We start from the raw sequence: 26,524 nt of genomic DNA on the forward strand, positions 1-26,524 counted from the left end.
CCCACCGAACCCTACGGCGCCGCAGCCGTCCCCGAACCCCAGTCCCGCCGCGTCAGTCGCGGTGCCAGCGCAGCGGACCAGGGTGCAGGCTCCACCAGAGCCGCCGCCACCAGGACCTCTTGGCCCGCAGCGCCTCGGCATACGCGACAGCCTGCTGCCCCGCCCGCTCAGCCTGCTCCCCATCAGCCGCCCCGGGCGCGAACCCCACCGTGTTGACGGCGCCCACCAGCTCATCCAACGGCGGCATTTCATAACCCGCAGGCGGCGCAGCCGCCCGCACAGCACCGAGCCCGCCACCATCCGGCGCATCCTCCGGCCGCCACCCGACAGACGCGGCATCCACCGCGACAGCGCCCCCTGTCTCCGACGCGGACCCAGCGCCGACGCCGTTACCCGGCCCCGGCCCGTCGGTCACGCCGACCTGCCCCGCTTCGCTCCCGTCTCGACCGGCGACGGCGTCCCGCCGAGCCGACCCGCTCAGGCCCAACCCGCTCAGGCCTACATCCGATCCGCCCCGGCCCGTGCGTGACGTGCGCGCATCCGCACCTGATCCGTCCGAGTCCACGCTAGAATCGCTCAGACCCGTGCCCGACCCGCCTGAACCACCCGGCTTTGAGCCTCCCGAACCAGAACCGCCCGGACCCAGTCCGCCCGCACCCGGTCCGCCGGACTTCGAACCTTCCGGATCCGATGCGGCGCGCGACCGGCCAAACCGCCTCGCCTTCCGCTGCCGCGGCACCGGCGGCAACGCCGCAAAAGCCGCCGCCTCAGTAGCCGCGAGATGCCCAGGAACCGGCCTCCCCGCCAACCGCAAAGCGTCCGTGAACTCCAACCAAGCCCCAGTAATCCGCTCAGCCGGCGCCCCCACCCCGAGCCGCCGCTGCCGCAACCCCCGCCGCATCACCACCACAGCCACCGCCGCCGCGATCAACACCAGCAGCACCGACCCCGAAGCCCCGGTAGCCACCAGCACCCCGGACGCTCCACCGCTCCCAGCCACCGGCCCCTGAGCAACCACCGGCGGCGCCGAAGCACTCGGCGCCTCGGAAGCCGGCGGCGGCTCAGAAGTAGGCGGCGGCGACGGCTTGGGCGTGAAGTCCTCCTCAACCGGCCGCGGCTGATCACTCTTGGGCGACGGATCAAACGCCACCCACCCCAGCTCGTCGAACAACACTTCCGGCCAAGCAATAGCATCACCACCGGTGACCGTGCCCCCGCCCTCGGGCACGTCGAAGCCGACCACCACCCGCGCCGGCAACCCGGTCAGCCGCGCCAGCAACGCGAATGACGCCGCGAACTGCTCCGACGTACCGCGCTGCCCGCCCTGGTTCCGCGGCCCGAACAGGAAGAACTGCAGATTCGGGTACGCATGCCCGCTCGGCGAGTCCGCGACCTTGCGGTAGTGCTCGGCCACGAACTCCTCGATGGCCGCCGCCCGGTCGAACGATCCGGCGTTGCCGTCGGACAGCTGCTCAGCCAGCCGCGTGATCGAATCGGGCACTCCCGCACCGACGGTCAGGAAACGCGCCACCGCATCACCGGTGGGAGAGTCCGCCGCGGGGAGCAGGTTGAAATCAGGTTCCTGAGCTTGCGACGTCACCGTGTACCGCAGCCCCGGCTTCAGTCCCTCCGGGCTGATCAACGTGCCGCTCGCCGGGTCGTACGCGACGCGTACCCCGTCCACGCCGGTCGGCGTCGGGACCACCGGCAGGAGCCGCCCGGTCAGCTCATCCACCGTGATGTCCTGCGTGACCTGCCGCGACGGCACGTCGGGCAGCGCGGCCGCGGCCGGCAGCACCCGCCCGGCGTTGCGGTAGGTCGCGCCGACCCGCCACGTCACCCCGTCGTAGTCGGGCAGCACCGCGAGCCGCAACCGCGTCCGCCCCTTGCCGGCAGCGTCCGGGGTGACTTCGAGCAGCTTCTGTTTCGGGGTCAGCGCCCAGCCGGAGATCCGGTTCAACGGACTCTCGTCCAGGCTGTCCACCTGCGGCGGTTCGACGTACCGCCGGGGGTCGACCGGGGTCGCGGAGACCCGGCCGCCGACCCACGGCCCGACCACGACGATCAGCCCGAGAAGAACAACCAGCCCGGCGGCCGCCCCGGCCAGCGCCCGGCCGCGCACGGCCGCGCGGGTCTTCGCCGGTACGTCGGACAGCGCCGGCCCGCTCGCCGGCCGAGCACTGACCGCCAGCGCGACGGCGACCAACCCGGCGAACAGCACCGTCGGCCACCCGGCCGTCCCCGCATTGGGCCCGACGACATAAAGCGCGCCCCCGTAGAGCGCAGCCGCCGGCACACACCCGAGCAGCACCCGCCCGGACCGCACCGCCACCTCGGCACCGGCCAGCCCGGCCAGCCACGCCGCCACCACCGGCACGACCACGGTGTCCGGCGTCGACTCCACCGGAATCATGGCGGTGAGCAGCCGCGGAATCCCGTTGACCAGCGCATCGGTGACAATGCCGCCGAGTGCCCCGGTCATCTCGGCCCGGTTCGCGGCCACCCGCAACGCCCCGAGCGTGTACCCGGCCAGCAACAGCACCGACATCGGCGCGATCGTCCACGACGGCAGCCGCCGCGCCGCCACACTGACCCCGACGGAGCCGAACGCCGCGCCCGCGACGAGCTGCACCAGCAACGCGTCGGCATAGATCCGCCCGAGCACCACCCCGGAAAGCCCGATCAAAACCACCAAAGCCACGGGTACGACCGCAGCCCGCAACAACCTCACCATCGGAGCACCCCGCCCGAGGAGTTCGCGGCCCCTCGCGGCCTCATCGCGTGTCGCGCAGCGGCATCCTCCACCGGCGTCACCATCCCCGCACTCCGTCCCAGGCGCCGGCGAACTGGACCCCGTCCTCGGCCTCGATGACGATGAGCCCACCACCGGCTGACACCGGCGCAGCGTCCCGATCACCGAACAGCCCAGCGATGACGACGGGATAAGCGCCCCGCAACGCGGTCACCGCACCCAGATCGGCCCGCCCACCCGGCCCGGTCAGATAGACCAGCGTGTCCCCCAGCCGGTTCTGCCGCAGAATGCGCAAGGTCTGGCTGAGATCACCCGCCCGCAGCTCGGCCTCGGTGAGCACATCCAGGAACGGCCCCTCGGCGATCCCCGATACCAGATGCAACGCAACCGGAAGATCCTCCCGCACCGCAGCCGCCACAATCGAAGCCGCAGCCTCGCAGCAGGACTCGAACGAGGCAGCAGTCCCATCACGAACGTCCGGATGCGCCTCGGCCCGATCGTCAAGCAGCACAATGATCGTCGGCTCACTGGTATCGAGCTGCTCACGAACCATGAGCTCACCGACCTTGGCCGAACTCCGCCAGTGCACCCGCCGCAGCTCGTCGCCGATGACGTACTCCCGCAACGAATCGAACGTGATGCTGCCCTGCGGCACCTTGTCGATCCGCCCGTCCAAACTGCGCGCCATCCCGGCCGGAACAGCCCGCAGCAGATGAATCCGCGGATGCACCCACACGCTGGTGACCCCGCCATAGGTCCGCGACAACGTCATGAGCCCGAGCGGATCGGTCCGCGTGACCCGCAACGGACCAACCGGCACCACACCCCGCCGCTGCGTAGGAACGGGATACTGCACGGTGGTGTCCCGCCCGGGCCGCAACCGCAGCAGGGGAACGGGCACACTCGCCGAACCACACCGATCCGCGGCCACCAGGTTCGCGGCCCGCAGCTTGCTGGTGTTGTGCACGGTCAACGTCATGGTGGCCGGCTCCCCACGAGCCACCCGGTCCGGGCTGGCAACCCGCTCGACTCCCAGCCCCGGTCGCCACACAGCGAAGACAATCCCGCACACCACCGCGACAGCAGCAGCGGTGCCCAGCAGCGCCAGGTCCGGATACCCGAACCTGAACCCAGCAACAAGCAACGTCAGCGCAGCAACAAGAACGCCGGCCCCACGCGCGGTAACACCGCCAAGCCGCCTCACGCCGACGCCGCCGCTACCGCCGCGCACCGGCGGGCTCTACCGCGACGCCGACATGACTTGCGCTCAGTGCAGACGCTCATGCACCCACGCGCTGATTGTCCGGCAGCGGCACCGGCACCGACCGCACCGCGTCCTCCAGCACCTCAACCGCCGTAACCCCGCGCAACTGAGCATCCGGCGACAACAGCACCCGATGCGCGAACACCGACCCGATCAACGCCTTGAAGTCCTCCGGCAGCACATACCCCCGCCCGTTGATCAGCGCGTAAGCCGACGCAGCCCGGGTCAGCGCGATGACCCCACGCGGACTTACCCCGACCCGAACCTGCGGGTGATCACGGGTCGCGGCGGCCAGACGCACCGCGTACGTGTAAAGCGGATCAGCAATATGCACCCGCAACGCCATCCGCACCATCTCCCCGACGGTGGCCGTGTCGGTGACCGGCTCCAGCGCATCCGGGGAGCGCATCGCGGCCCCGCGCAGCACCTCAACCTCGACGTCCTCAGCGGGATACCCGACTGACAGCTTGACCAGGAACCGGTCGAGCTGAGCCTCCGGCAACCGGTAGGTCCCGTCCATCTCGACCGGGTTCTGAGTGGCCACCACCAGGAACGGCTGCGGCACCGGGTGCGGCACGCCGTCAACGGTGACCCGGCGCTCCTCCATGACCTCCAGCAGCGCCGACTGGGTCTTCGGCGAGGCCCGGTTGATCTCGTCGGCGATGACGATGTTGGCGAACACCGGGCCCGGGTGGAACTCGAACCCGCGGCTGGCCTGGTTGAAGATCGTGACGCCGGAGACGTCGGAGGGCAGCAGGTCAGGCGTGAACTGGATGCGCCGCCACTGACCGCGTACGGCCGCGGCGATCGCCCGGGCCAGCGTGGTCTTGCCGACGCCGGGGACGTCCTCGAGCAGCACGTGCCCCTGGGCGAAGAACGCCGTGAGTGCGAGCCGGACGACCTCGGGCTTGCCCAGCACCACCGTGCCGATGCGGTCGGCGAGCTGCGCCGCGACGGCGGCGAAGCCCTGGATGTGCTGGGGCGGCAGGGGTTCGTTGCTCACTGTGGTTCCTCAGCAGGTGGGCAGGTCGTTGATGTTGTCGCCGCCGTCGAGGTTGAGCCAGGCGAACGGGATGTAGTTCTTACCCTCGTAGTTGACCTGGACCCACCAGTCCGACTCCTTGTGGCCGTTGTAGATGTAGGAGTCGATGTTGCTGCCCTTCTTCTTGCAGTACGCCTCCAGCCGCCTGCCGGGCTTGGCCCAGCCGACCTGCTTGTCGTTGTCCTGCCGGGTGACGCTGAAGATCTCGTTGCCGTTGCGACCTTCGCGGTCCTTGTCGCAGTAGTCCGCGGTGTCGCCGTTCTCGCCGTTCTTACAGGTGGCGGTGCCGAACAGTGCGTCGGTCGCCTGGTTGCGGGTGCGGGCGTCGCTGGTGCCGGCGGCGGTCTTGGCGGTCACCGTGAGCGTGTAGCTGGTGCTCGGCTTCAGGCCGGTGACCTTGAGGCTCGAGCACCCGCCGGAGGCGGACCCGCCGCCGTTGGACGACTTGACTGTGCAGGTCGCCTGCGCCCCGCCGGCGTTCACGCTGAACGTGACGGTGGCCGTGTTGAACGTCGCGGACGAGCCGGTGATCGTGACCACAGGCTTGGGCAGCGTCTTCGCGGTGGCGGTCGCCGACTCGCTCTCGCCGGCCTCGTTGACCGCGCGCACCTCGACCGAGACGTTCTCACCGGTGCCGAAGCCGTTGAGCGTCACGCCGGTGCCGTCGGTGACCTCGGTGGTCTTCCCGCCGGCGGCGACCACGTACTTGGTGATCGGGCGGCCGTTCTCGGCGGGTGCGGTCCAGGTGACCTGGATGGTGCCGGCCTTGTCGCTGACGGTGGCCGCGTCGATGTTCTCCGGCCGGTTCGGCTTGGCGAACGGCACGACACTGTTGCTGATCGGTGACGCCTTGGAGCCGGCACCCCGCTCGTTGATCGCGACGACCGTGAACGCGTACTGCTTGCCGTACTCCAGCTCGCCGTCCTTGATGGTCATGGACGTCTCGCCCTTGACCTCGCCGAGCGGGGCGGAGGTGCCGTCGCTGACGGCGGTCACCGCGTACCGCTCGATCTCCAGGCCCTGGCCGTTGGCGGCCGGCCAGCTGACCGCGACCGTGCCGTCGGGTTTCGCCTCGGCCGTCGCGGCCGTGGGCGCGTCGGGGACCTCGGAGGTCGGGCGCACCGGGTTGCTGGTGCGGGCCGGGCCGTCGCCCTTCTTGTTCACCGCGTGCACGGCGAACCGGTACGTCTCGCCGTTGGTCAGGCCGGTGACGTTGAGCGAGCGCTGGTTGGCACCGACCTGGAAGGTCTTGTCGGCGCCCTCGACGACGTACTTGGTGATCTCGGCACCGTTGGCCGGCGCGGCCTGCCAGGAGACGCGGGCCTCGGCGTTGCCAGCCGCGGCGCGCACGTTGCGCGGCGCGCCCGGCTTGGCGACCGGGGGCTTCTTCGGCTTCTGCGGGGGCGGCGGCGGGTCCGGCGGGGTGGGCGGCGGGTCGCCACCGAGGACGTCGTCGGCGTACTTGTCGACGACGCGGACCTGGTGGGCGTTGTCGACGACGCGCGCGGTGGAGGAGCCGGGGGCGTTGATGAACAGGTAGTTCTCGCGCACCTCGAGTTCGAGGGGGCCGCCGGCCTGCTTGAAGGCGATGCTCTTCTGCTCGCGGCCGGCGGTGTCGAACACGTGCACGGTGCCGGTGGACTCGTCGGCGACGTAGAAGAAGCCCTCCCAGGCGACGGCCGGCTGCAGTTCACCGCCGTCACCGGGCACCACGAAGTCGGCGACGCCACCGGTCGACGGCACCGCGTACACGTGGCGGGCGTCGGGGACGGTGACCGGCACGACCAGGCCGTCGGTGTGCTCGGGCAGCGTGCCCGGACCGCTGAGCGGCAGGACGTGCTCGGCGGTGGTGTCACCGCGGAAGGTGGTGAGCTTGTTGGTGGTGCGGTCTAGGACCGCGACGCCGGTCTCCAGGGTGGACAGGGCCAGGTCGTGGCTGGGCGTGGCCACAGTCTCAGTGCGGATCTGCACCGGGCCGGCCTGCCCGGCCGCACCGCCGGTGGCATCGCCGTCGGGCAGGGGAGCGGCGGTGATGGCGGACACAGTGCCCTCGCTGGGCACGGCGATCCACAGCCGGCCCTCGCCGTCGAAGACGCCGCCGGTGATGCCGGGCGGGTAGCGAAGGGACTCGCCGATGGGGGTGAGCGAGCGCGGGTCGAGCTGGCGCACCTCGCCCTGGACGGCGTCGATGACGAACGCGGAGTCCTCGTGCAGGGCGACGCTGACGCCGATGCCGGCGGTCATGGCGGGCCCGACGAAGGTCTGCAAGGAGGTGAGATCCATCGAGCTGATGACGCCGGTCTGCATGTCGCGCAGCAGGACGAAGCGGTCGTTCTGCGAGATCTGGACCTGGTGGCCGCGAGCCTGGGGCACGTTGACGCGGGTGTCGACCCGGGCGGTGACGCCGTTGATCCGGGCGGCCTCGCTCTTGGTCTTGCTCCACACCCAGGAGGCGGCGTCGTAGCTGGCGACGGCCTGATCGGCGGCGCCCAGGCCGAGGACGGTGAGTCCCAGGCCGGCGACAAGGCTCAGGACAGTGCCCATGGTGACGAGCCCACCACGACTGCGCCACCGGCGCTTACGCTGGCCGATCACGACATCTGCACTGGCCACAGCCTGCCTACCTCCCCGTTTGCCGGCGGCGCCCGTTCAGGACGCAGGCCATCATAGGGGGATGGGGGTCGGTGTGGACACCCGGCAAGTCACGGTTGTGGATAGTGATGATCGCCGAGAGTGATCATCATTTGCCGGGCGAGGGCTTGGTCGAGCGAGGGACCCGGCTGGTGCAGATCTGCGGCGAGGTCGAGAACTGGCTGGTGGTGTAGACAGCCACGACAGCGAAGCAATAGTCCAGGTCAGCGTTCAGTCCATTGAGATCGAACGTGGTCGTGGTCGGCCCGACCTGACCCATCGGCCGAAGCTGTTCCCCGGGCTTGCCCCCGGTGACGACGAACGAGGCCCGCCCGTTGGCCGGATCAGCCCAGAACAGCTTGACCGACGATCCGTAGTCGCGCATGCGCACATCGCTAGGAGCGGGGCCGGCGAGAGTTGGCACATCAGAGGCCGGATCGTCACCCCGGTTGGCCAGAACGACAACCAGCGCGACCACGGCGATGATCACCCCGAAGACCGCGGCAATCGCCGCGAAAAGGGCCGGGGCCTTCCGGGAGTACGACGAATCGCCGCTGCTCGCCGGAACGGCTGAGGTGATCGGTGGCGCGGAGATGATCTGCGGCATGGGCTGCTGGTCGTAGCGGCTCTGCTGGAAGTAGCCGGGTTCGGGCTGATAACCGTGGCCAGGGAATTCGGTCGCGGCAGGCGGTGGTCCAGGCGGCGCAAAAGCCGGGGGTACGCCGTGAGCGCGGCTCGGCGGGACGGGAGGCGGCATCGGCTGCCCGTAGGCGGGGGGAGCCGACGATGATGCGGCAGGCTGGCCGTAGCTGGGCGGCACCGGCTGTGACGCGGTGCTCTGGTCGTAGCTCGGCGGCGCCGACCGTGATGCGGGCGTCTGGTCGTAGCTCGGCGGTGCCGGCTGCGAGGCGACTGACTGGTCGAACCTTGGCGGAGCTGACTGGGGGACCGCTGCCTGGTCGTAGCTCGGGGGAGCCGGGTCATAGCTGTGCGGGGAGAGGCCGGTGGCCGCTGAATCGCCGGCGGAGGGCCGCTCGTAGCTGGGCGGGGCCGGCTGCCCGTAGGTGGGAGCCGTCGGTAGCGGGCTTGGCTCGGGTTCGGGGAAGTAGCGGGGCTGGGGTTCCGCAACGGGCTGCTGTGGCAGGGGGCTCTGCTGAGGGCGTACCAGTGCCTGTTGGTCCTGGGGCGCCTGCCGCTGCGGCGGGACCTGGAAGCGTTGCAGCTGCTCGGCCGGCAGCTCCATGCGTACCGTCGGCGGGTCTTCCCCCAGGTAGGAGCGCGCGCGGACGACGGCCCAGTGGTCCGCGCCGAGCGCGGCTGGGCCGTGCGCGACCACACGGCCGAACGCCCGCCGGGCCTCGTGCCGGTTCTCCATCTCCTCGGCAACGACGCCCAGATCGAAGGAGATCCCCAGCATGACCGGGTCGGTGTCCCCGAGCCGCCACTGCCCGGCCGCGTACGCCTCCTCCAGCACCCGCCGCGCACCGGAAGGATCATCGGCACGCTGATGCACGGTGGCGAGCTGCTGAGCGGTCAGTAGGACGTCAGGGTCGTCCTCGCCAAGATTGGCCCGCCCCAGATCAACGGCATGCTCGAGCACAGCGCGCGCCTGCCCAAGATCGCCGGAATCGGCGAGGGCCAGCGCACGCTGCCGGGCGGCGAAGAGCGGGGACGGCTGAGACACGCAGGCCATGCTGCCCTTTGCCGTCCGGCGACGCCAGTACGGGCGGTCCCGCTGTCCCGATATGTCCGGTCCGGGGGTGGCCTGTGAGGGTGCCCGAGGGGCGTGTATATTTCTCTCCTGTGCAGCCCGCCGGGCGGCCACTTGCGGATGCGAACCGCAGGTCGAACCGGTTACGCTGTGCTCACCTTGTCCGGGTGGCGGAATGGCAGACGCGCTAGCTTGAGGTGCTAGTGTCCTTTATCGGACGTGGGGGTTCAAGTCCCCCCTCGGACACGAACTATTTCCCCATATGAGTCCGCGTCAGGCTGTGCCTGTACGCGGGCTTTTGTTGTTCTGGGTGGTAGGTGAGTTTGAGTCCGAGTTGTCGGTAGACCTCGGCGCGGTCGGCGGGGTCTGCTCCGGCCAGGACGGTGGTGAGTTCGCCGACTTGTTGGACGATGGCTGTGATCTGGTCGCGGGTCAGTCGTGGTCGGGACTCAAGCAGCGGTGTGGCGGCGAGTAAACGCTCGATGCGCTGGCGTTCGTTCTGGGTCTGTGTGATCCAGGTGGTGACCACGGCCGGGTCGGCGCCAGCGTCGAGAGCGGCGCGGTAGCTGGCCAGCTTCTTGTCACAGGCGGCGAGTCCAGTGCTGGCTTGTCGGGCGATGTGATCGTCGCTGGGTGGCGGCTGCTGGCTGTCGGTCAGGCGGGTGATGGTGTCTTCGATGCGGTTCGGTGTGAACGCGGATGCGAGTGCCTGGTCCAGGGGTGTGACGAGGTCACGTTCGCGGAGGTAGACGTTGCGCGGGTGGTCGATCTTGTTGGCAAGGGCGTATTCCTGGGCGTAGCGGCACCGGTAGTAGGCCTCGCCGTTTGATCTCTGGCCTTGCATGCGGCGTTGACAGACGGCGCAGTAGACGAGCCCTTTGAGGACGTAGGGGTGGCGGCTGCGGTGCTTCTTGTGTTCGTGGCCGGGTCCACTGCCGCGGCCGTGCAGGATTTGTTGGACCTGTTCGAAGGTGGAGGTGTCGATCAGCGGGGGGTGAACGATGTCCTTGGATACCACCCACCGTTCTTTGGGGTTCCACCGCACGATGGCGGTGTTGCCGAGCGCGACGTCGTTGACGTCGAGCAGGACCTCGTCGGTGCGTTGCCGGTTCCAGACTTGGTGGCCGGTGTAGCGGGGGTTAGTCAGGATCACGCGGATGGCGCTCTTGGACCAGGCAAGGCCGGGCCGGTGTGGATTGCGTTTGCGGTCTTAGCCGGACGGGCTGGCGATGCCGTCGGCGGTGAGGCTTTCAGCGATGACGTAGAGGCCGTTGCCAGCGAGGAACTCGCTGTAGATGCGTCGCACGGTGGGGGCGGTGTTGTCGTCGGGCACCAGGCCGTGCAGGCGGCGTCCGTCGGCGGCTTTGGCGGGGTTGGGGTGCGGGCCGAGGTCGGCAAGGGTGTAGCCGTAGGGTGGCTGGCCGCCGAGGTAGCGTGTACCGTGCCAGAACTCGTCGCACAACCAGTGAGCTGGGGCTTCGCAGTTCGTGGTGACGATCATCGGTGTGGTGATTCGGCTGCTGTACCTGATGATGATCAGGCTGGTCGGTGCTCTCGGGTTGCTGGTTCGTAGCGAGACAGCGGTGGTCGCCGAGGTTCTCGTCCTGCGTCATGAGGTGGCGGTGCTCCGGCAGCAGTTGAAGGGTCGGCCCCGGTTGTCCTGGCCGGACCGGGTCATCCTGTCCGGCCTTGCCCGGCTGCTACCCGCCGCTGTCCGGGCTCGCCGGCTGGTCACCCCTGCCACGCTGCTCGGCTGGCACCGGCGGCTGCTGCGCCGGCACTGGACTCATCCCCGTAAGACAGGTCGGCCGCCGGTCAGCGACGAGGTCCGCGACCTTGTGCGGCGCCTCGCCCGGGAGAACCCACGGTGGGGACATCGGCGCATTCAGGGTGAGCTGCTGCGGCTGGGCCATCGTGTCGGCGCGGGAACGATCCGCCGTATCCTCGCCGCCCGACGGCTCGGACCGGCGCCTCGGGTCGTGGACACCAGCTGGCGGACGTTCCTGCGCGCGCAAGCCCACGGTCTGCTGGCCATCGATTTCTTCCACGTCGACACGATCCTGCTCAAGCGGCTCTACGTGCTGGTGGTGATGGAGGTGGCCACCCGCCGGGTCCACCTGCTCGGGGTCACCGCCAATCCGGATCACGCCTGGGTTGTCCAGCAGGCCCGCAACCTTGTCATGGACCTCGGCGACCGTGCCGGCCAGTTCCGTTTCCTGATCCGCGACCGGGACGGCAAGTACAGCGCCGCGTTCGACGAGGTCTTCGCTTCCGAAGGCATCACCGTGGTCAAGATCCCGCCGCGGACACCGCGGGCGAACTGCTTTATCGAACGGTGGGGTCGTAGCCTGCGTGCCGAGTGCACCGACCAGTTGCTGATCTACCACGAGCGACACGCCCTCGCGGTGGTCGGCGAGTACGTGGACCACTTCAATGATCACCGCCCGCATCAAGGCCGGCAACAGTTACCACCGAACCACGACCCGGCAGTCGTGATCGCGATGGACGCCCCGGTACGACGCCGACAACGCCTCAGCGGCGTGATCAACGAGTACCACCGGGCAGCTTGACGAAATCTTCAAAGTGTCAGATCACGGCCATGAACGGGGTTTTGGCACGGTGCACGATCGGAACGAGGCGAGGTTGGCGCTGCCGATGACGCTCGGAAAGTACGTCGCGCGGGCCGGCACGCGACTGATGGAGCGCGCCGATGTCGGCACGCAGGTCGCGAAGGTCAAGCTCAACGCACGGGTGGAGATCACCGGCCAGGCCGACGCGGCGCATGCCGACTGGAGCAGCGTCATCGTCACCGAAGGTTTGCAGACCGGCAAACAGGGATGGGTCAAGACCGCGTTGCTGGACGACCTGACGCGCAAGAAGTCCATCTGAGAAACGTCGGCGCCGGATCACCTGATCGAGTCGAAGCCGTAGCGGGCGAGTTGGCGGACGGCAGCGTCGGGGTCGCCGTCGGCTATCCCGGCCAGGACGGCGCGCGCGCCGGCCCCCTGCGCCCTGAGTGCGTGGACGATCTCCATGCGTACGAGCATGTCCGGCTCACGCGACGCGGCTTCGGCGAGCGCTGATATCGCCTCGGCGCCGCCGATGCGGCCGATCGCCTGCGCGCTGCCACGTCTCACCTCGGCCGCCGGGTCCGTGCGCAGGGCCGCGCGGAGCGGGACGACGACCGCCGGATCGGCGATGCGTGCGAGGGTACCGGCGGCGATCAGCCGGAGATCGGCGTCGGCGCCGAGATCGGCCAGCACGGCGGCTACCGCGGGAATGGCCGGCACCTCGGCGACCTGATGGAGAGCCCACCTCCGTTGGTCGTCCGTACCGGAGACGAGCAGCTGCCGGGCGCGTGCCTCGGCTTCGGCCGCCGCGGCCGCCGCGCCGGCCGCTCGGGTCGCCAGGAGCTCGAACGCCGAGACGCGGCTGACATCGGCGGATGTGCCCGCGCGCGCGATCACCGTCCACCGTTGCGGAACGCGGGCACCCCCGGCCAGAAGCCAGGCGATCAGGACCAGGGTTTGGGTACCGCTCCGGTGCAGCGACGGCGACGTGACCAACGCCAGCTGTGCCGGATCGATGCCGGCCGCCGGCCGGTCACCGGGGACGAGCGCAACCACCGGTGGCATCGGCAGGGCGTGCGGCGGCACCGCGGTGGTCTCGAGCCACGCGATCCGCTCGGCCGCGACCGCCGCGCTCGGCATGCCGGCGAGGAAGCCGTACCAGTCGTCGTCGGAGTGTCCGCCCGGCCGGACCATGGCGTCGGGGGTGACGGCCGCCTTGAGCCGCAGACCCTCGGCATCGAGGTAGGCGAAGAAGCGGACGTAGCCGGTGCCGAGGCCGTGCCGCTCGACCACCCGGTCGCCGGGCTCCGCGATGCCGAAGGTTGCGAGGTAGTCGCGGTAGCGCGCGCCCGGATCGACCGTGTCCACCACGTCAGTGCACCGGGATCAGAATCTTCTGTCCAGCGGTCAACGGCGGCCACGCGTTGGCCGGGTCGAGGGCGATGCCGGGGTTGGCCCGGACCAGGTCGGCCTGCGCCACGCCGTGCTGTGCGGCGATCATGGCCCGCGTCTCACCGGCGACGACCCAGTGCTCGCGGCAGCCGGCGAGGACCGCGGTGGGCGGCAGTGCGTCGGTGATCCCAGGGTTGTCCCGCACGATCGCCGGCCGTGGCACGCCGCTGCGCCGCGCCAGATCGTCCAGGCCGGCGATACCGGCCGGGATCCAGGTCCGTACCGGCGCACCCGCCACCGGCAACGTCGCCAGCTGCGGACCGGTGCGCGCCAGACCCAGGAACTCGACGTGGCCCTGGAAGAACGCCGCCCGTACGCCGGCCTCGCCGACGCCCGCGTGCGGGGATCCGCCCGGAGGCGTGCCACCATCGCGGATCCGCTCCGCCTGCGCCCGGTGGAGGGCGTACTGAGCCGGGGTGACCGCGTTGACGATGAGCGTGGCATCGGGTTTCGGCGGCGACGACGCCCCTTCGACGGTACGGCGCAGGGGTTCGGCGTCACCGGCACGGGCGCGGGGTAGCACATCGGTGTTGAGCGTCGAGATCGTGAACATCTCGACGAACCCCTCGATCATCGTGCCGCGGCTCTGCTGCGCGTCGACGAAGGCTGGGTGCGCGCGCAGATGCAGACTTTCGTGCGTCGCGGTTCGGAAGATCGTCCAGCGTTGGGTCAGCTCCGCCCGACGGGCATCGGCGCCGGGAGCGTATGACGACTGCAGGGTGATGCCGGTCTTCCCGCTCTCGCTCCAGCCGGTCATCCGGTAGTCGATCAGCTGACGTTTGTTGCTGGGCGGGAGCGTCGAAGCGGCCGCGTAGGCGTCGGCCACCTCCCACCGGAAATCCTCGGCGCCGGGATCGTCGGTGGAGTAGTGGTGTGCGTCCAGGATCTCCTTGGCGAAGCGTCGTGAACCGGCCGCGCCGGCGCTGCCGGGGACATCGTTCTCGAACAGCCACCAGGCGACCCCGCGTGCGAGGTCGGGGTCTCCGGTGAACGTGGTCCGGTCGGCCTCGCTGGACGGGTCGAAGAGATTCTTGTCCGGGCCGGTCGTCTGAAACGGGCCTCTGGCCTGGACCTGCGCGGGGCTCGTGGCGGCGGCCTCGATCGTGGTGGCGTACCGCGTCTCCAGTGCGGCGCGAGCCTGGTTGGCGATGTCGACCACGCCCGTCGGCGCCGGTGCGGCGCCACCGACCGCGGCGGGCGGCGTGCTGAACGGCACCCGGGGGAGTCCCGCGGCGGCAACCGTCTCCGGCCGTTCGTATTTGAGATATTCGTCGAAGGCCACGAAGAGTTCGGCCTGCATCGTCGCGCGCGCTGCCGCCGCGCCGAGCGCACCGGTGGTGCCGTCCCACGGTATGCGGGGCGCCGGTGCGGGGGCGGGCGGTCGCGGGGCACCCCGCCGCACCGGCACCGGTGCGGCGGGCGCCGGACGGCTGCTGGGATCCAGCTCGTAACCCAGCTCGCGGGCGAGATCGGCCGACGGTAGCGCGGCCGCCCGACCCGGGGGCGACACCCGCTGGTCCGCGCCGCGGGTGGTCGGTATCGGGGGACGCAGCGGCACCAGGTAGTTGCGCATCGCCAGTTGGTCGCCCGGTGGCAGACCCGAGGCGCCGGCCGCCGTGTCAGCGGCCCGTGGATCGGCTCCGGCGCCGTGGCTGAGCCGGACGACCCGCATGGCCGTCACGATCCTGGCGGCGTCGGCCGCGCTTGCCGCCGACCCGGCGTTGCCGATGAGCAGGTCGAGCTGAGATCGCCGTTCCAGGTCGGTCAGCGTACCCAGGAGCTCGTCCATCGGCAGGCCGTCCAGAACGGCGAACGCGGCCGGGAAGTCGCCCACCCCGGCGATCGGACTCACCACGCCGAGGGCGTCCAGCACCCGCTCCACCGCCGAGCCCGCGGCGGGCGGCGCCACGGGCTGACGCTGAACCGTGCCGCCGGAGCTGACCGTACCGGCGTGTGGCACTGAGGTGGCGGGCGCGCCGTCGGCGGTCGCCCGCCTCCCCAGGGCGTCCGCCTGACTCTCCCACGCCGGCTCGGTGTTGAGTCCCGATCCGGCCAGCTGCGTGGTCGCACGCACGGCACCCGACCGTTGTTGCAGCACATGCCCGAGCTCGTGGCCGAGCAGCAGCCGGCCACGCGATGTGTCGGGCGCCCACTGTCCGGGCGCGACGTGAATGTCGCTGCCCTGCGTGAAGGCGAGCGCCCTGAGTCGCACGGCGCGTGCCGAGCCGGTGTGCACGCGCACGTCGGAGAAGTCCGCGCCTAGCGCGGACTCCATCCGGGCCCGGACCGCCACCGGCATCCCGGTCGGATCCGTGACCTCCGGCGCGGACGCACGGATGCCCGCCCGGCGGACCGGACCGTCGGCGGCCGGACCGTCGGCGGCCGGACCGTCTGGCCTGGACCGGGTAGCTACGGGTCGGCTTACCAGCGAACGCACGCTCACCTCCCGCCGCGTCCGTGCCTGCAAGGGCTGACGTTTACCATCCTCGGACCCGCTCGTCACCGTCTCGTCACCTGAGGGCCCAATCGCTGTCAGGGGGTGGGCGGCGGGCGTTGCGGGTCGGGGAATCTCGCGGCGAAGTAGGCGTAGAGGTGGGGACGCAACCGGGACAACGACTGAGGGTCGGCGATGTAGAACGAGAACGTCTCCGCGAAGTTCTCCGCGATGGAGGTGTCCGCATAGGCGGTGAGCCCGGCCAGGCCGTCCGCCGCTGCGGCGGTGCGGAAGTCGTTCGCCTCACCGGGAGGCAGCACATCGGTCCAATCGAGAAGCCCGGCCGCGTTCCGCGCCTGGCGCCGGCCGGACAACGTCCGTCCGGCCGTGAGTGTTGCCTCCTCCTTCTTCAGCCGCTTCAGCAATGCCGCCCATGGGGCCTTCTCGGCCGCCGGCAGAGTGACTGTTCCGGGCTGGCCCGGGATCGGGGTGCGATGGAACCGGCTCTGCTGGGCGAAGCTCGACCGGAACGTGGCCAGCGGCTCGCGGACCGGTGCGTCGTCCAGTGCGTGCCCGACCTCGTGGAGGATCAGCCGGTCGAACGCGGTCGACGCCCGTCCGCCCGGAGTGGCGAAGGTCGGTTCGGGCGAGCCGAACGCCGTGTCGAACACCCGGATCGCATGCTCTTCGATGGAGTAGGAAGCGCCCAGGGTGGCATCTGCGGGGTTGGCGCCGGGGACGCGGATGAAGGTCATGCCGCGCACCGTTGCCAGCATCGATTCCGGTATCTGGGCGATCGCCGACTGCAGCAGCGTGAACTGGTCGGCGGACCAGTCGGTGATCCCCGCCGTCGCCGTGGCGCGGACGAAGCCGAGCCGGGCGAAGATCTCGGCGGGTACCTGTTGTTGCTGCGGAGGGCGCTGGTCGGGGGCGATCGAGCTCACCCGCTCGACGAGCATCTCCCGACCTTTCGGGGCGGACCGCTGGACATGGGTGAAGCGGTAGACGGCCCAGTCACCGCCATACCGGCCGAGATCCAATGCCGTTGTCGCGGTGGTGTCCACCGGCATCGGTGGAGCGAACGTGGTGAGCAGGCTGGCCGCGAGCCGGGTGAGACCGGCGCGGATCCGGGGTGAGCCACCGGGTGCCAGGACCACCGTCGTCCCGGGCGGCGACGGCACGGGCACCGCCCGGGGATGGAACAGGGAATCCAGGAGCGCGGGCGTGAACTGGTACTGGTCGCCGAAGCGGATCCGGGCCCGCTCGTCGTCCGACAGCCCGCCCAGCAGCGCCGTGCCCTGCGGATCCGCGACGGTCGTCGGCCAGGCCCACTCGTGGATCACGGCCCGGTATCGCTGGAACAACTGGTGAGGGCTGTCCCCGGTGGCGGCGTCGGCGTTCAGTCGGCGGCCCTCCAGCGCGGCGGCCTCCAGCAACGCCGTCACCGCGTCGCGGTAGGCCTTGCGCAGCCGCTCGGTGAGTGTCTGCTCGGCGCCCAGCGCGGTGTCGATGAGCTGGGCGGCGGTGTCGCGGGTACGCAGCCAGCCAGCCAGCTGGGTCCCCAACCGGCTCAGCTGCACCCGTACTCCTTGGGGTTCCTGCTGGGGCCGGCGGCGCGGCGCCCGCAGGCGGATCGCGTAGAACTCGGCGGCGCCGCCGAGGAACGAGATGGAGTCCTCGACCGTCTGTCGCTGGTCGTCGACCGTCGGCGGGACCAGCGGTGCCTCGACCGGTTGGCGCAGCAGCCGCGCCGGCCCGGACCGGCTGTCGCGGACGTGGCCCAGCTCGTGCGCGAGCAGTGCCCGCCCGGCGGCGCTGCCGGGCGCGTACTGCCCGGCGCCGAAGACGATGTCCCGGCCGACCGTGTACGCGCGGGCGCGAACCGTCGCGGCCGACCACGCCGCCGCCCCGGCGGTGTGGACGCGCACGGTGGACAGGTCGAAGCCGAGGCCGGGTTCCAGAACCCGCCGGACCTCGGCGTTGAGCGACTCGGCGGGGGTGTTCACCGCCGCGCGGACGGCGGGGGACAGCACGGCGGCGCTCTCGGCGGCGCAGCCGCGGGCGGGTGTCGCCGCCGCCCGGGCCCGTGCGAGCCCCTGCGACGGCGCGGATCGCACGGGCGCCGCCTGGCGCATTGGGGTGGCGCGCTCGGCCACGGCGTCTCCTACTTGAACTCGACGCCCAGCGTGAGACCCGCGCCGACACGGGTCTCGCCACCGGTCAGCGGCACCAGGACGAAGCCTTCCAGGCCGACCCGCACCGGCTGCCAGGCGCGGACTCCGACGCCGAGGAACGGCGACAGGTCGAGCCGGTCGGCGGCCGGCCCCTGCACCGCGGTCCCGACGAAGCGCAGACCACCACCGAGGAAGAACGTGGGTTCCTGATATTCGGCGGCCAGGCCGATGCTCGCGGCGAACTGCCTCGGGCTGGCCACCGGCGACCCCAGCAGCTGCCCCTCGGCCAGCAGTTGGGCGCGGGCGTACGGCTCGCTGCGGACCAGCACCCGCGCGAAGCGGACGGTGACGGTCGCGTCCCCGGGCGCGTGGGTGCCGAAGAAGATTCCGACGCCGAGTACGTTGCGGCTCGCTGCCTGCGCCGTGTTCGCGTGCCGCTGGTACTTCTCGGCAGCCCGCCGGGCGGTGGCGGCGTCCCACACCTTCGAACCACCAGCCGCGGTGACCGAGCCCTGCTCGCCGGGGTCGGTGGGGCGCCAGCCGATGAGCTCCAGGCGGCCGCGGAAGTAGGCCAGCCGCAGGCTCTCCTCGGCGGAACCGGGGTCGAGCTCGACCAGGAACGGACCGCGCATGGCCGCCCGGACGGCATCGACGTCGGCGACGACATCGCCGTACTCGCCGCCGCCGGCGCCGGGGGGCACGATCTGCCGTGCGAAGTAGTCGGTGAACCCTTCGACGATGTGCACCTCGTCGCGGAACGCCGCGGTGAAGACCGGGTGCGCCAGCGCGTGGATGAGTTCGTGGACCGCGATCGCGTACACCTCGTCCCGGGGCCGGTTGAGGGGCAGGTTGACCCGGTCCTGCGCGGTCGAGTAGTTGCCACCGATGTTCGCGCCGGCGGCCTTGCTCAGTTCTTCGGCATGCGTACTCTGCAGACTGTGCGCGAGCTGATCGAGCACCTCGGTACGAGAGCCGCTCGCGAGGCCGGCCATCGCCCTGATGCATGCGCCGCATTTGGTCTCGGCGCGGTTGCGGGCGAGAGTCAAGCCCAGTCGCGAGGTGTCCCCGAAGGTCAACGGGACCCGTCCGGCCGGACGCCGGGTCGGCAAGGGCTCCGTCGCGTCCCTGGACAACGTCACGGTGCGATAGGTGTATGCGCCGAACCTGCGGTAGATGGCCTGCCGCGCATCTGTCGCGGCGTCGAGGCCGACGGACTCGTCCAGTTTGGCGCCGGTGCTGCCCCGCAGCGCCCTGATATTGGCCAGCAGCGGTTCGCGCAAGCCGGCCACCACAGCGGCGACCTCGGTCTGGGTGAGCACGCGGGGAGGGGCGTCCGGCCGCCCGCCCGCCTGGCCGGTCGCGGGCTCGGTGTCCGCGACGGGCTGGTCCACCGGGCGCCGCAACGCCGTCGCGATCCGGCGCCGTTCCTCGTCGGTGGGGTAGTGCGGCTCGACGTCGTCGCGGCCGCCCTCCCGGCGCAGCACCGGTGCCGTGCTCGGCCGTGCGGCCACTTTCCCGAGGGCCGCGGACGCGCCGGCGCCGGCGCCGGCGACCGCGTCCGCCTCCCGCTCGGCCGGATCGCCGGTTCGGCCGACTTCCGGCTCGCCGTCCGCCACCGGCGTGCCGCGCTGCTGTGCGACGTGGGTCAGCTCGTGCATCAGCAGGCGCCGGCCACGGCGGGTCGCCGGCGCGTAGCGTCCGGGCGCGAAGACCACGTGCTCACCGACCGTGTAGGCCGCCGCGCCGAGAACCGCCGCGGACGGGTCGGTGTGCACGCGAACCGAGGTGAAGTCGTGCCCGGCCATCCGTCTCATCGTGGCAGGCAGCGGTTCACCGGGTCCGGCGAGCGCATGGCTGACGCCCGGCACCTGGCCACCGGCGTGCCGCCGCCGCACGGCGCGTGTCACGAACACCGGGCCAGCTTCCGCCGGCCTCGTCACCGCACTGTCACCCGGCGGGCGACGCCCGGGTGACGGCTCGGTGCGAAGCTGGTGCCCGACGCCGTCGGACGTCGCCAGGGAGGACGCCATGTCGGTCGCGTTCGCAACACGGGAGCATCCGTCGGTGCGAGGCCCGGACCGGGTCGACGCGCCGGCGGTCCACGGTCCAGACCAGGGCCGCCGACCGGTCTGGATCCAACGGTGCGCAACCGGTTCGCCCGACGGCGCAACCTGCGAACAGCGGCTGAACGACGCGAGCGCGAGCATCCAGCGGATCACCGCTCGGGACGGCGGCGCCCCGCTGCCGGCGTCGGTGCGCCGTGGCTGGGAACCGGCCTTCCGCGCCGACTTCTCCCACGTCCGGATCCACAGCGGTCCGGAGGTCGACGGCGTCACGGCGGCGTTGCGGGCTCGGGCGCTCACCTCCGGCAACGACATCCTGATCCGGTCGGGCTCACCGCGGCCGGGAACACCGGCCGGTGATCGGCTCCTCGCCCACGAGGTCGCGCACGTGGTGCAGCAACGGCGGCACCCGCGATCCGGTGGGATCGATCGTGGGCCGGCGGACCCGCTCGAGATCGCCGCCGATCGCGCGGCCGACCAGGCGACGAGCGGTGCGACGGTCAGCGCCGCGCCGGCGGGCGGCGCGGGCGGCCCCGCGACGATCCAGCGCAAACTCGAAGTGGCCGATCCGGCGGCCGTACCGGCCGGGGCGCCGAGCGGGAAGACGAACGCCTCCGTCGTCGACGGCTACATCAAGTCGCTGTGCCCCGACTTCGGCGTGAGCGGCGGCAAGGTGGTGCCGACCGGTGGCCGGTGTCCGGTGCCCGGTGCTGCCCTGGCCGCCGAGTCATGCGGTTGCCTCTGCACCATGCATACCCATCCGGACGTCTGGACCATCCTCGTCAACGACGCCGACTGGCCGCACACCGACCCGGTCACGCGTACGGTCACCGTGCACTCCGGCTTCTCCGGCGTCGAGTTCGGGGCCTGGACCAAGGGCGCCGGAGCGCACCGGTTCATGTACCAGAACTGGCGGGTGCTGGCCCACGAGATGTGCGGTCACGCGCGACTGTTCGTTCGGGGCACCCACCCGAGCGGCCCGCCGGCGACCCACGGCGGCCGCCCCAGCCACGATCCGACCGTCACCATCGAGAACAAGATCTCCGGCGAGCGGGGGATCGCCGCGGCGGACCAGCGTGGGCTGTTCGCCGATCCGCACCACGGTGAGTCGCTGGCCCGCGTCTCCATCCAGGAGTTCCCGGTCGGCTCGTCCAGCGTCGCGGCGCTCCCGGCGGCGCAGGCCGCCAAGCTCGCGACCGCGACCAGCTTCATGAACACCGCCGGCGTCGAGGCCGACGTCGCCGGACACACCGACGGCGCCGGCAACGCCGCCGACAATGCCAAGATCTCGCTCGACCGGGCCAAGGCCGTCAAGGCGGATCTGGTCGGCCGCGGCATCCCGGCGGCCCGCTTCATCGACGTCCGCGGTGTGGGCACCGCCGAATGCGCCACGCCGGGGCCGCAGCCCGCCTGCCGCAAGGTCGACCTGTTCATGTACATCATGCGCGGCGCCAGCATCACGCATCCGTAGGAGGTGACGATGGCCCGGATCGTGGTGCGCCTGCGGCCGACCGAAACGGTGGGCGAACTCGACGTCGATGCGGTCGCCGCCCGCGTCGCCGACCTCACGAGGTGGCGCGCGGAGGTGGTGGACACCCGGTTGTCAGATGCGCCGTATCTGACCGTGGTGGCCACCACCGAAGACATCGACGACGCGGCCGCGGCGGAGCTGCGCGACGCTCTTCGTGAGCCGGTTGCGGCGCGGGCATACCTGGTCAGCGCCGTCGGCCGGGAGCAGCCACTGGAAGGCGCGGGCACCGAGGACTTGCGGGCGGCGGCGTGCGCCACTCCGTGAATGCGGTGTGCGGCGCTCCGCTTCACCGCGCCGTACAGGCTTCGGTGGCCGGCCACCATCCGGGCGAGCGGCCGACGATCCTGGTGACGGCCGCCGTGGGTGCCGGGCTCCACCCCGGCCCGGTGGTGATCTTCGGGCTCGAGTTGTGGGCGTGGATGATCCCGATCACCAGCGACGGGTCGTGCAGCGGCAGCACCACGAAGCGGCCGGGACCCCAGATGAACGCGGTGTCCTCACCGACCGACAGCGGACGAAACGGTGCCCGGCGCCACGCTTGCCGGCGGTAGGCGAGGGTGTTCCCGGCCGCCCAGGGCCGGCCCCGGCCCGGATAGCGGTAGCGCCAGACCCGGGACCGATCGGCGTCCCACCACAGCAGATCGTCCAGACCGCACACGTCGATCCGGCCGGTCAGCGCGGCGGCCTGACGGGCCAGGCGGTCGGGGTGCGACCAGTCGTCGTCGTCCCAGTGCACGAGCACGTCGCCGCGCGCGGTCTCGGCGGCGATGTTGCGTTTCGTGCCCAGCACCGTGCGGCGGTCCAGACGCACGTAGCGGACCCCGGCGCCGGCGACGATGTCCCGCACCGGGTCCCGTCCGTCGTCGACGACGACGAGCTCGCGGTCCGGGTAGCTCTGATCGAGGAAACAGCGGATCGCCGACGGTACGAACTCCCGGCGGTCGGCCGTCGGCATCAGGCAGCTGACGAGCGGGCCGGCCGCGACCGCGCCGGCCCGGGTGCCGGCGCCGACGGCCGTGTAGAACTCCCGGTCGGCGCCGAGCTCGGCCGGCTCGGTGACCTCCCGCCAGCCCCGTGCGGAGGTCTCGCTCCCATCATGAAGACGCCAACTGTTGGTGGCGTGCCGCACGTACAAGAAATGACCGGCGGCCGGCAGCGCGGCCAGCCGCGCTCCCCGGTTCAGCGCCCCCCGCAGCAGGAACGCGTCCTCGGCCAGCGACTGATCGGGGTAGCGGGACTGGCGCTGCCACACCGAACGCCGGAAGACCAAGGTGCCCCCGTGCACGTCGCCGACGAACAACCGGCGGTGGGCCGCGGGCGTCGGGACGCGGAACCGCCATCGCCGTACGTCGAACCAGACGGCGTCGCGCAGCGCGGTGATGTCCGCGTCGCCGGCCAGCAACGGCGCGACCTGGGTGCGCAAGCGCGCCGGTCCGTACCAGTCGTCGTCGTCCCACTGGGCGATGAACTCGCCGCGGGCCTGCTCGCACGCCAGGTTGCGCTTGTGCCCGATCGACAGCGACTGGGCCGGCCGCAGCCAGGTGATCCGGGAGTCGTCCGCCTCCGCGCCGATGGCGGCGCGGGAATCGTGTTCGCCGTCGTTAACGATAATCAGTTCCCAGGACGGATCGTCCTGGCGACGCAGGTAACGCACCGCTTGGCGCAGGAAGTCGGTACGGTCCGCGGTGGGCAGCACGCACGTCGTGACCGGGCCGCTCAGCTTCGCGGCCGGGTGCTGCCCGGCCGCGGGCGGCGTCTGGTCCGGCAAGGGCAGCCGGATCCGGATCCGGTCCGCGGGCGCGAAGTGATCGCACGCGTCGCCGGCGCAGTGTTCCCGGTAACCGTCCGCGGTCCCGTCGAGGCGCAGCCCGCACAGCCGGTCCTGGTAACGCCGCCGGCTCGCGGCGAAACGGCGCGGCTCCTCGGTGTCCCGCCGCCGGGTGGAGGGCGCCCGGTGCACGAACGCGGCGCCCACCCACACCCCGACGAAACCGGCCCGGGCCGCCCTGGCGCTGTACTCCATTTCCCAGCACGGTCCCAGGCCGAACCCCTCGTCCGCGGCGCCGACCGCCGCGATCACATCGGCGCGGACGGCGAAACAGAAATCGGCGAGCGAGTGCAGCGGCGTCAGCGGCGTCAGCGCCCGGCCGTGGCGGCGGTGGGCGGCCCGCGCGGCCGCGACCAGCCCGTCGGCGCTGCCCGACGCGGCGGGCAGGACGGCCTGCTCGTTCCAGCAACGATTGGTCGACGGGCCGGCCAGGCCTATCCGTGCCGAGGAGGCCAGGGCCGCGGCCAACGTGGTCAGGGCGTCCGGTGCCGGCCGGGCGCCGCTCTCCAGCAGGATTATGTCGCCGCCGTCCGCGGCCGCGGCAAGCCGGTTGAAACAGGCCGGCGGTCCGCCGGGCGACGAGGTGCCCGACTGGGGCAGGTCGCTCAGCACCGGGTGCCTGGCCAGGGCGCGGGCGGTCTCGGCGTCGGGTCCGTCGGGCAGCAGCATGACCGCTGCTCCGGCCGGCAGCGCCGCGTCCAGGGCCGCCAGGGTGGCCAGCAGCCGGGCCGGTTCGGCGTGCACGTGCACACCGACGGTCAGCGTCGCCATCGGAGGCCTCCTCGAGCCCGGCTACAGGAAAGTCGTGTTCGCATGCCAGACGAACGGATGCGCGAGATGCAGGCACTCCAGTCCGGGCACCAGCCGCGGTCGCAGCCCGCGCCGCCGGCATGCCGCCAGGAACACCTCGTCGCTGCGCGCGAAGGAGTTGATGGCCGTGGTGTAGCGGATCGACGCGATCACGTCCCGCGGGACTATCTGGGTGTAGCCCCACGGGTATTCGTCCGTCGCGGCGTCGGCCGCTTCCCGGGTGAGCCGGTCGAACTCGGTGATCGCGTCGCGCCGGCCCACGATCAACGCGTCGGTCGCCTCGCCGCCGAGGTGCCGGCGGCGTCCGAAGTACAGATGCGGTCCGGTCGCCTCGATCTGCGCGAGCACGCGGCTGACGCTGTCCGTCGGGAAGACGCAGTCCGCGTCGGCGAGCCAGACCCAGGGCTGCGCGGCGGCCTCGACCGCGTGGTTGGTCAGCGCGCCCTTGTTGCGGGCCAGGTCATGGCGCACCGCGACGTCGACGACGCGCAGTTCGGGGAAGGCGCGAGCCACCGTGGCGAGGTATTCGCGGGTCCCGTCGGGGCTGTGCGGATCCGCGACGAGGATCTCGAACGAGCCGGCGGGCGCGTCCTGCGCACACCAGTTGCGCATCGAGACCCGCAACCGCTGAAGGAACCGGTGACAGGTGATCACGATCGACAGCCGAGCCGAGGTGACCTGCGTGGCCATCGATGCTCCCGCTCTCGCCGGTCACGGGTTGCGCGGGGCGCGTCGGCGGGTGGCCTTGGCCGGCGTGCCGGTGCGGGACCGCGATGGCGCCGAATCTCCGGAGAGCGGGTCCGGCCGGGCCGAACCGGTGGCCGGCGGGAACAGCATCCGAAGATCCGCCACCTCGTCGCCCACCCAGGCCAGCGGTGCGTAGTGGTAGACGACCCCGTCGGGTGGCCGCATCGCCTCGTCGTCGGCGGGCCACACATCGCCGGTGACCACCCGGGCCGGGATCGCCCACCAGTCGCCCCGGCGGTACCGCGGAGCTTCGTCGCTGTCGGGTGCCGCGAAGCGGATCTCGATGCCGTCCTCGAGACCGATCCAGGTGCCGGTGACCAACGGCAGGGCGCCGTCGGTGCCGACCTTGAGCACCCGGCCGTCCTCGGTCGACGCGGTCGGTCGGTGGTCCCAACGGCGCAGCAGCGGGTGCAGGCCCGGATCGGTGCCGCTCGAGTGGCGCCCGTAGCCACCGGACGGGTCATCCTCCAGCGTCACCAGCCGTTCCGTCACGTCCACCGATCGGATCCGGCGCAGCGGGGGCGCCGGCGCGGCCGGGGCGTCGTCGGCGACCCGTGCGGCGTACGCGTCATCCACGATCTCCACCCAGTCGCCGGCGTCGAACGCCGTCTTGCCGTCGCGGCCCAGCGAAGCCAGCCGTACGAGGTTGCCCGAGATCGAGGCGATCGGCGCCACCACGGAGGCGTTCTCCCGCGACCACATCCAGGTCGCGCCCTGCGCCACGACGGCGGGTGGAGCGCCACGGCGGCCGCGCGATCGTCCCGACGCCGGCGCGGCGAGCGTCTGCGCACCGCCTCCGGTGTGCACCTGGATCCGGTAGAGCTGATTCTCCAGCCCCCGGTAGCGTGACTCCGGCGACACGTCGCACAGATCGTCGTCGGCGTCGTCCGGCCGTTTGGCCCGCACCTGCAGCAGCGGGATCTGCCCGCCGGTGCGCTGGAAGTTCTCGGTCAGCCAGATCAGGGCGGCATCGGCGCTCGGCGGGCCGGGCGGCGACCCTGACACGGCGGACGGGGTCGCCGCCACCTGCCAGATCACCTTGGCCCGGGCGCTGGAATCCGGGCCGAGGTCGCCCAGGGCGATCTCCCGGATGGACGGGTCCTCGACCGCCGTGATCAGGCGTTCCCAGACCCGCAGATAGACCAGGTACGGCGCGTCCGGCAGCCGGTCGTCGTCGATGTCGGCGTCGAGGTAGCCGTCGGGCTGGTCCCAGTAGGTGGCGGCGTCGGCGTCGTTCTCCACGAGCAGCCCGTCGACGTACATTCGCCCGGGCGAGATCGTCAGATCCGGTTCCTTGGTGGCGGTGCCGGCCGTGGCGATCTCGAAGCCGCCGTCCGGCCCGATCGGCGCCCCGGCCGGCCCGACGAGGTCGGCCACCGCCGTGCGCAGCTGGTGGAGCAGGACCGCCATCGCCTCGTTGAAGTCGGCGTCGAGTGTGACGCGGCCCTGCTGGCTGAGCACCGTCGAGACGTGCTTGACCCGGTCGAACGTGATGCGCGAGAAGTCCCCCTGCAT

The 26,524-nt window shown here is 71.6% G+C and carries 17 protein-coding genes, 1 tRNA gene and 1 pseudogene; 5 read left to right on the forward strand and 14 right to left on the reverse strand.

Features of this window, described 5'->3' with window-relative positions; translation table 11 throughout:
- Positions 1 to 52: 52 nt before the first annotated feature.
- The 5 genes from ACQP2Y_RS12240 to ACQP2Y_RS12260 all read right to left on the reverse strand — a co-directional run bounded on the left by ACQP2Y_RS12240 (position 53) and on the right by ACQP2Y_RS12260 (position 9,373).
- Positions 53 to 2,734 (reverse strand): DUF3488 and transglutaminase-like domain-containing protein, encoded by a 2,682-nt coding sequence (locus tag ACQP2Y_RS12240; RefSeq protein WP_433727385.1) that lies wholly within the window; start codon positions 2,732 to 2,734, stop codon positions 53 to 55.
- Between the two features lie 76 nt (positions 2,735 to 2,810).
- Positions 2,811 to 3,956 carry a DUF58 domain-containing protein gene (locus ACQP2Y_RS12245; protein WP_433731912.1) on the reverse strand — a complete coding sequence of 382 codons (1,146 nt, stop codon included), beginning with the start codon at positions 3,954 to 3,956 and terminating at the stop codon, positions 2,811 to 2,813.
- 76 nt (positions 3,957 to 4,032) lie between these two features.
- Positions 4,033 to 5,019: an AAA family ATPase gene (locus ACQP2Y_RS12250; RefSeq protein ID WP_360813541.1), complete on the reverse strand. Its 987-nt coding sequence runs from the start codon at positions 5,017 to 5,019 to the stop codon at positions 4,033 to 4,035.
- Positions 5,020 to 5,028: 9 nt separating this feature from the next.
- Positions 5,029 to 7,602 carry a fibronectin type III domain-containing protein gene (locus ACQP2Y_RS12255; protein ID WP_433727387.1) on the reverse strand — a complete coding sequence of 858 codons (2,574 nt, stop codon included), beginning with the start codon at positions 7,600 to 7,602 and terminating at the stop codon, positions 5,029 to 5,031.
- Positions 7,603 to 7,798: 196 nt separating this feature from the next.
- A complete protein-coding gene (locus ACQP2Y_RS12260) occupies positions 7,799 to 9,373 on the reverse strand; it encodes a tetratricopeptide repeat protein (RefSeq protein ID WP_433727389.1) in 1,575 nt (524 codons plus the stop codon).
- Positions 9,374 to 9,561: 188 nt separating this feature from the next.
- Between ACQP2Y_RS12260 and ACQP2Y_RS12265 the strand changes: the two genes are divergently transcribed.
- A tRNA-Leu gene (locus ACQP2Y_RS12265) sits at positions 9,562 to 9,646 on the forward strand.
- 4 nt (positions 9,647 to 9,650) lie between these two features.
- Here the strand turns inward: ACQP2Y_RS12265 and ACQP2Y_RS12270 are convergent.
- Together ACQP2Y_RS12270 and ACQP2Y_RS12275 are read right to left on the reverse strand one after the other, a co-directional pair.
- Complete coding sequence (locus ACQP2Y_RS12270) at positions 9,651 to 10,244, reverse strand: hypothetical protein (protein WP_433731914.1); 594 nt, start codon at positions 10,242 to 10,244, stop codon at positions 9,651 to 9,653.
- Between the two features lie 156 nt (positions 10,245 to 10,400).
- Positions 10,401 to 10,901: pseudogene (locus tag ACQP2Y_RS12275) on the reverse strand (recombinase family protein); the annotation flags it as partial.
- A 7-nt stretch (positions 10,902 to 10,908) separates the two neighbouring features.
- Here ACQP2Y_RS12275 and ACQP2Y_RS12280 point away from each other — a divergent pair.
- Both ACQP2Y_RS12280 and ACQP2Y_RS12285 read left to right on the forward strand, forming a co-directional pair.
- Positions 10,909 to 11,970 carry an integrase core domain-containing protein gene (locus ACQP2Y_RS12280; protein ID WP_433727391.1) on the forward strand — a complete coding sequence of 354 codons (1,062 nt, stop codon included), beginning with the start codon at positions 10,909 to 10,911 and terminating at the stop codon, positions 11,968 to 11,970.
- 73 nt (positions 11,971 to 12,043) lie between these two features.
- Positions 12,044 to 12,289 (forward strand): hypothetical protein, encoded by a 246-nt coding sequence (locus ACQP2Y_RS12285; protein ID WP_433727393.1) that lies wholly within the window; start codon positions 12,044 to 12,046, stop codon positions 12,287 to 12,289.
- Between the two features lie 17 nt (positions 12,290 to 12,306).
- On the opposite strand, the gene ACQP2Y_RS12290 is transcribed toward ACQP2Y_RS12285, so the two are convergent.
- The 4 genes from ACQP2Y_RS12290 to ACQP2Y_RS12305 all read right to left on the reverse strand — a co-directional run bounded on the left by ACQP2Y_RS12290 (position 12,307) and on the right by ACQP2Y_RS12305 (position 19,943).
- Entirely contained in the window at positions 12,307 to 13,338 is a 1,032-nt protein-coding gene (locus ACQP2Y_RS12290) for a HEAT repeat domain-containing protein (RefSeq protein ID WP_433727395.1), read from the reverse strand.
- 4 nt (positions 13,339 to 13,342) lie between these two features.
- Positions 13,343 to 15,721 carry an eCIS core domain-containing protein gene (locus tag ACQP2Y_RS12295; protein WP_433727397.1) on the reverse strand — a complete coding sequence of 793 codons (2,379 nt, stop codon included), beginning with the start codon at positions 15,719 to 15,721 and terminating at the stop codon, positions 13,343 to 13,345.
- Positions 15,722 to 15,954: 233 nt separating this feature from the next.
- Positions 15,955 to 18,012: an eCIS core domain-containing protein gene (locus ACQP2Y_RS12300; RefSeq protein WP_433727399.1), complete on the reverse strand. Its 2,058-nt coding sequence runs from the start codon at positions 18,010 to 18,012 to the stop codon at positions 15,955 to 15,957.
- Between the two features lie 8 nt (positions 18,013 to 18,020).
- The gene (locus ACQP2Y_RS12305; RefSeq protein ID WP_433727401.1) at positions 18,021 to 19,943 is read right to left on the reverse strand and encodes an eCIS core domain-containing protein; all 1,923 of its coding nucleotides are present in this window, start codon (positions 19,941 to 19,943) and stop codon (positions 18,021 to 18,023) included.
- Between the two features lie 115 nt (positions 19,944 to 20,058).
- Here ACQP2Y_RS12305 and ACQP2Y_RS12310 point away from each other — a divergent pair, with 115 nt between their 5' ends.
- Together ACQP2Y_RS12310 and ACQP2Y_RS12315 are read left to right on the forward strand one after the other, a co-directional pair.
- A complete protein-coding gene (locus ACQP2Y_RS12310) occupies positions 20,059 to 21,564 on the forward strand; it encodes an eCIS core domain-containing protein (protein ID WP_433727403.1) in 1,506 nt (501 codons plus the stop codon).
- Positions 21,565 to 21,573: 9 nt separating this feature from the next.
- Entirely contained in the window at positions 21,574 to 21,888 is a 315-nt protein-coding gene (locus ACQP2Y_RS12315) for a hypothetical protein (RefSeq protein WP_433727405.1), read from the forward strand.
- Positions 21,889 to 21,910: 22 nt separating this feature from the next.
- Here the strand turns inward: ACQP2Y_RS12315 and ACQP2Y_RS12320 are convergent, their stop codons facing one another.
- The 3 genes from ACQP2Y_RS12320 to ACQP2Y_RS12330 are packed head-to-tail and all read right to left on the reverse strand — an operon-like array spanning position 21,911 to position 26,524.
- Entirely contained in the window at positions 21,911 to 24,223 is a 2,313-nt protein-coding gene (locus tag ACQP2Y_RS12320) for a glycosyltransferase (protein ID WP_433727407.1), read from the reverse strand.
- Between the two features lie 21 nt (positions 24,224 to 24,244).
- A complete protein-coding gene (locus tag ACQP2Y_RS12325; protein ID WP_433727409.1) occupies positions 24,245 to 24,952 on the reverse strand; it encodes a glycosyltransferase family 2 protein in 708 nt (235 codons plus the stop codon).
- Between the two features lie 21 nt (positions 24,953 to 24,973).
- The gene (locus ACQP2Y_RS12330) at positions 24,974 to 26,524 is read right to left on the reverse strand and encodes a DUF6519 domain-containing protein (RefSeq protein ID WP_433727411.1); all 1,551 of its coding nucleotides are present in this window, start codon (positions 26,522 to 26,524) and stop codon (positions 24,974 to 24,976) included.

Source organism: Actinoplanes sp. CA-051413, assembly GCF_050955795.1.
In the GTDB taxonomy this organism is placed as follows: Bacteria; Actinomycetota; Actinomycetes; order Mycobacteriales; family Micromonosporaceae; genus Actinoplanes.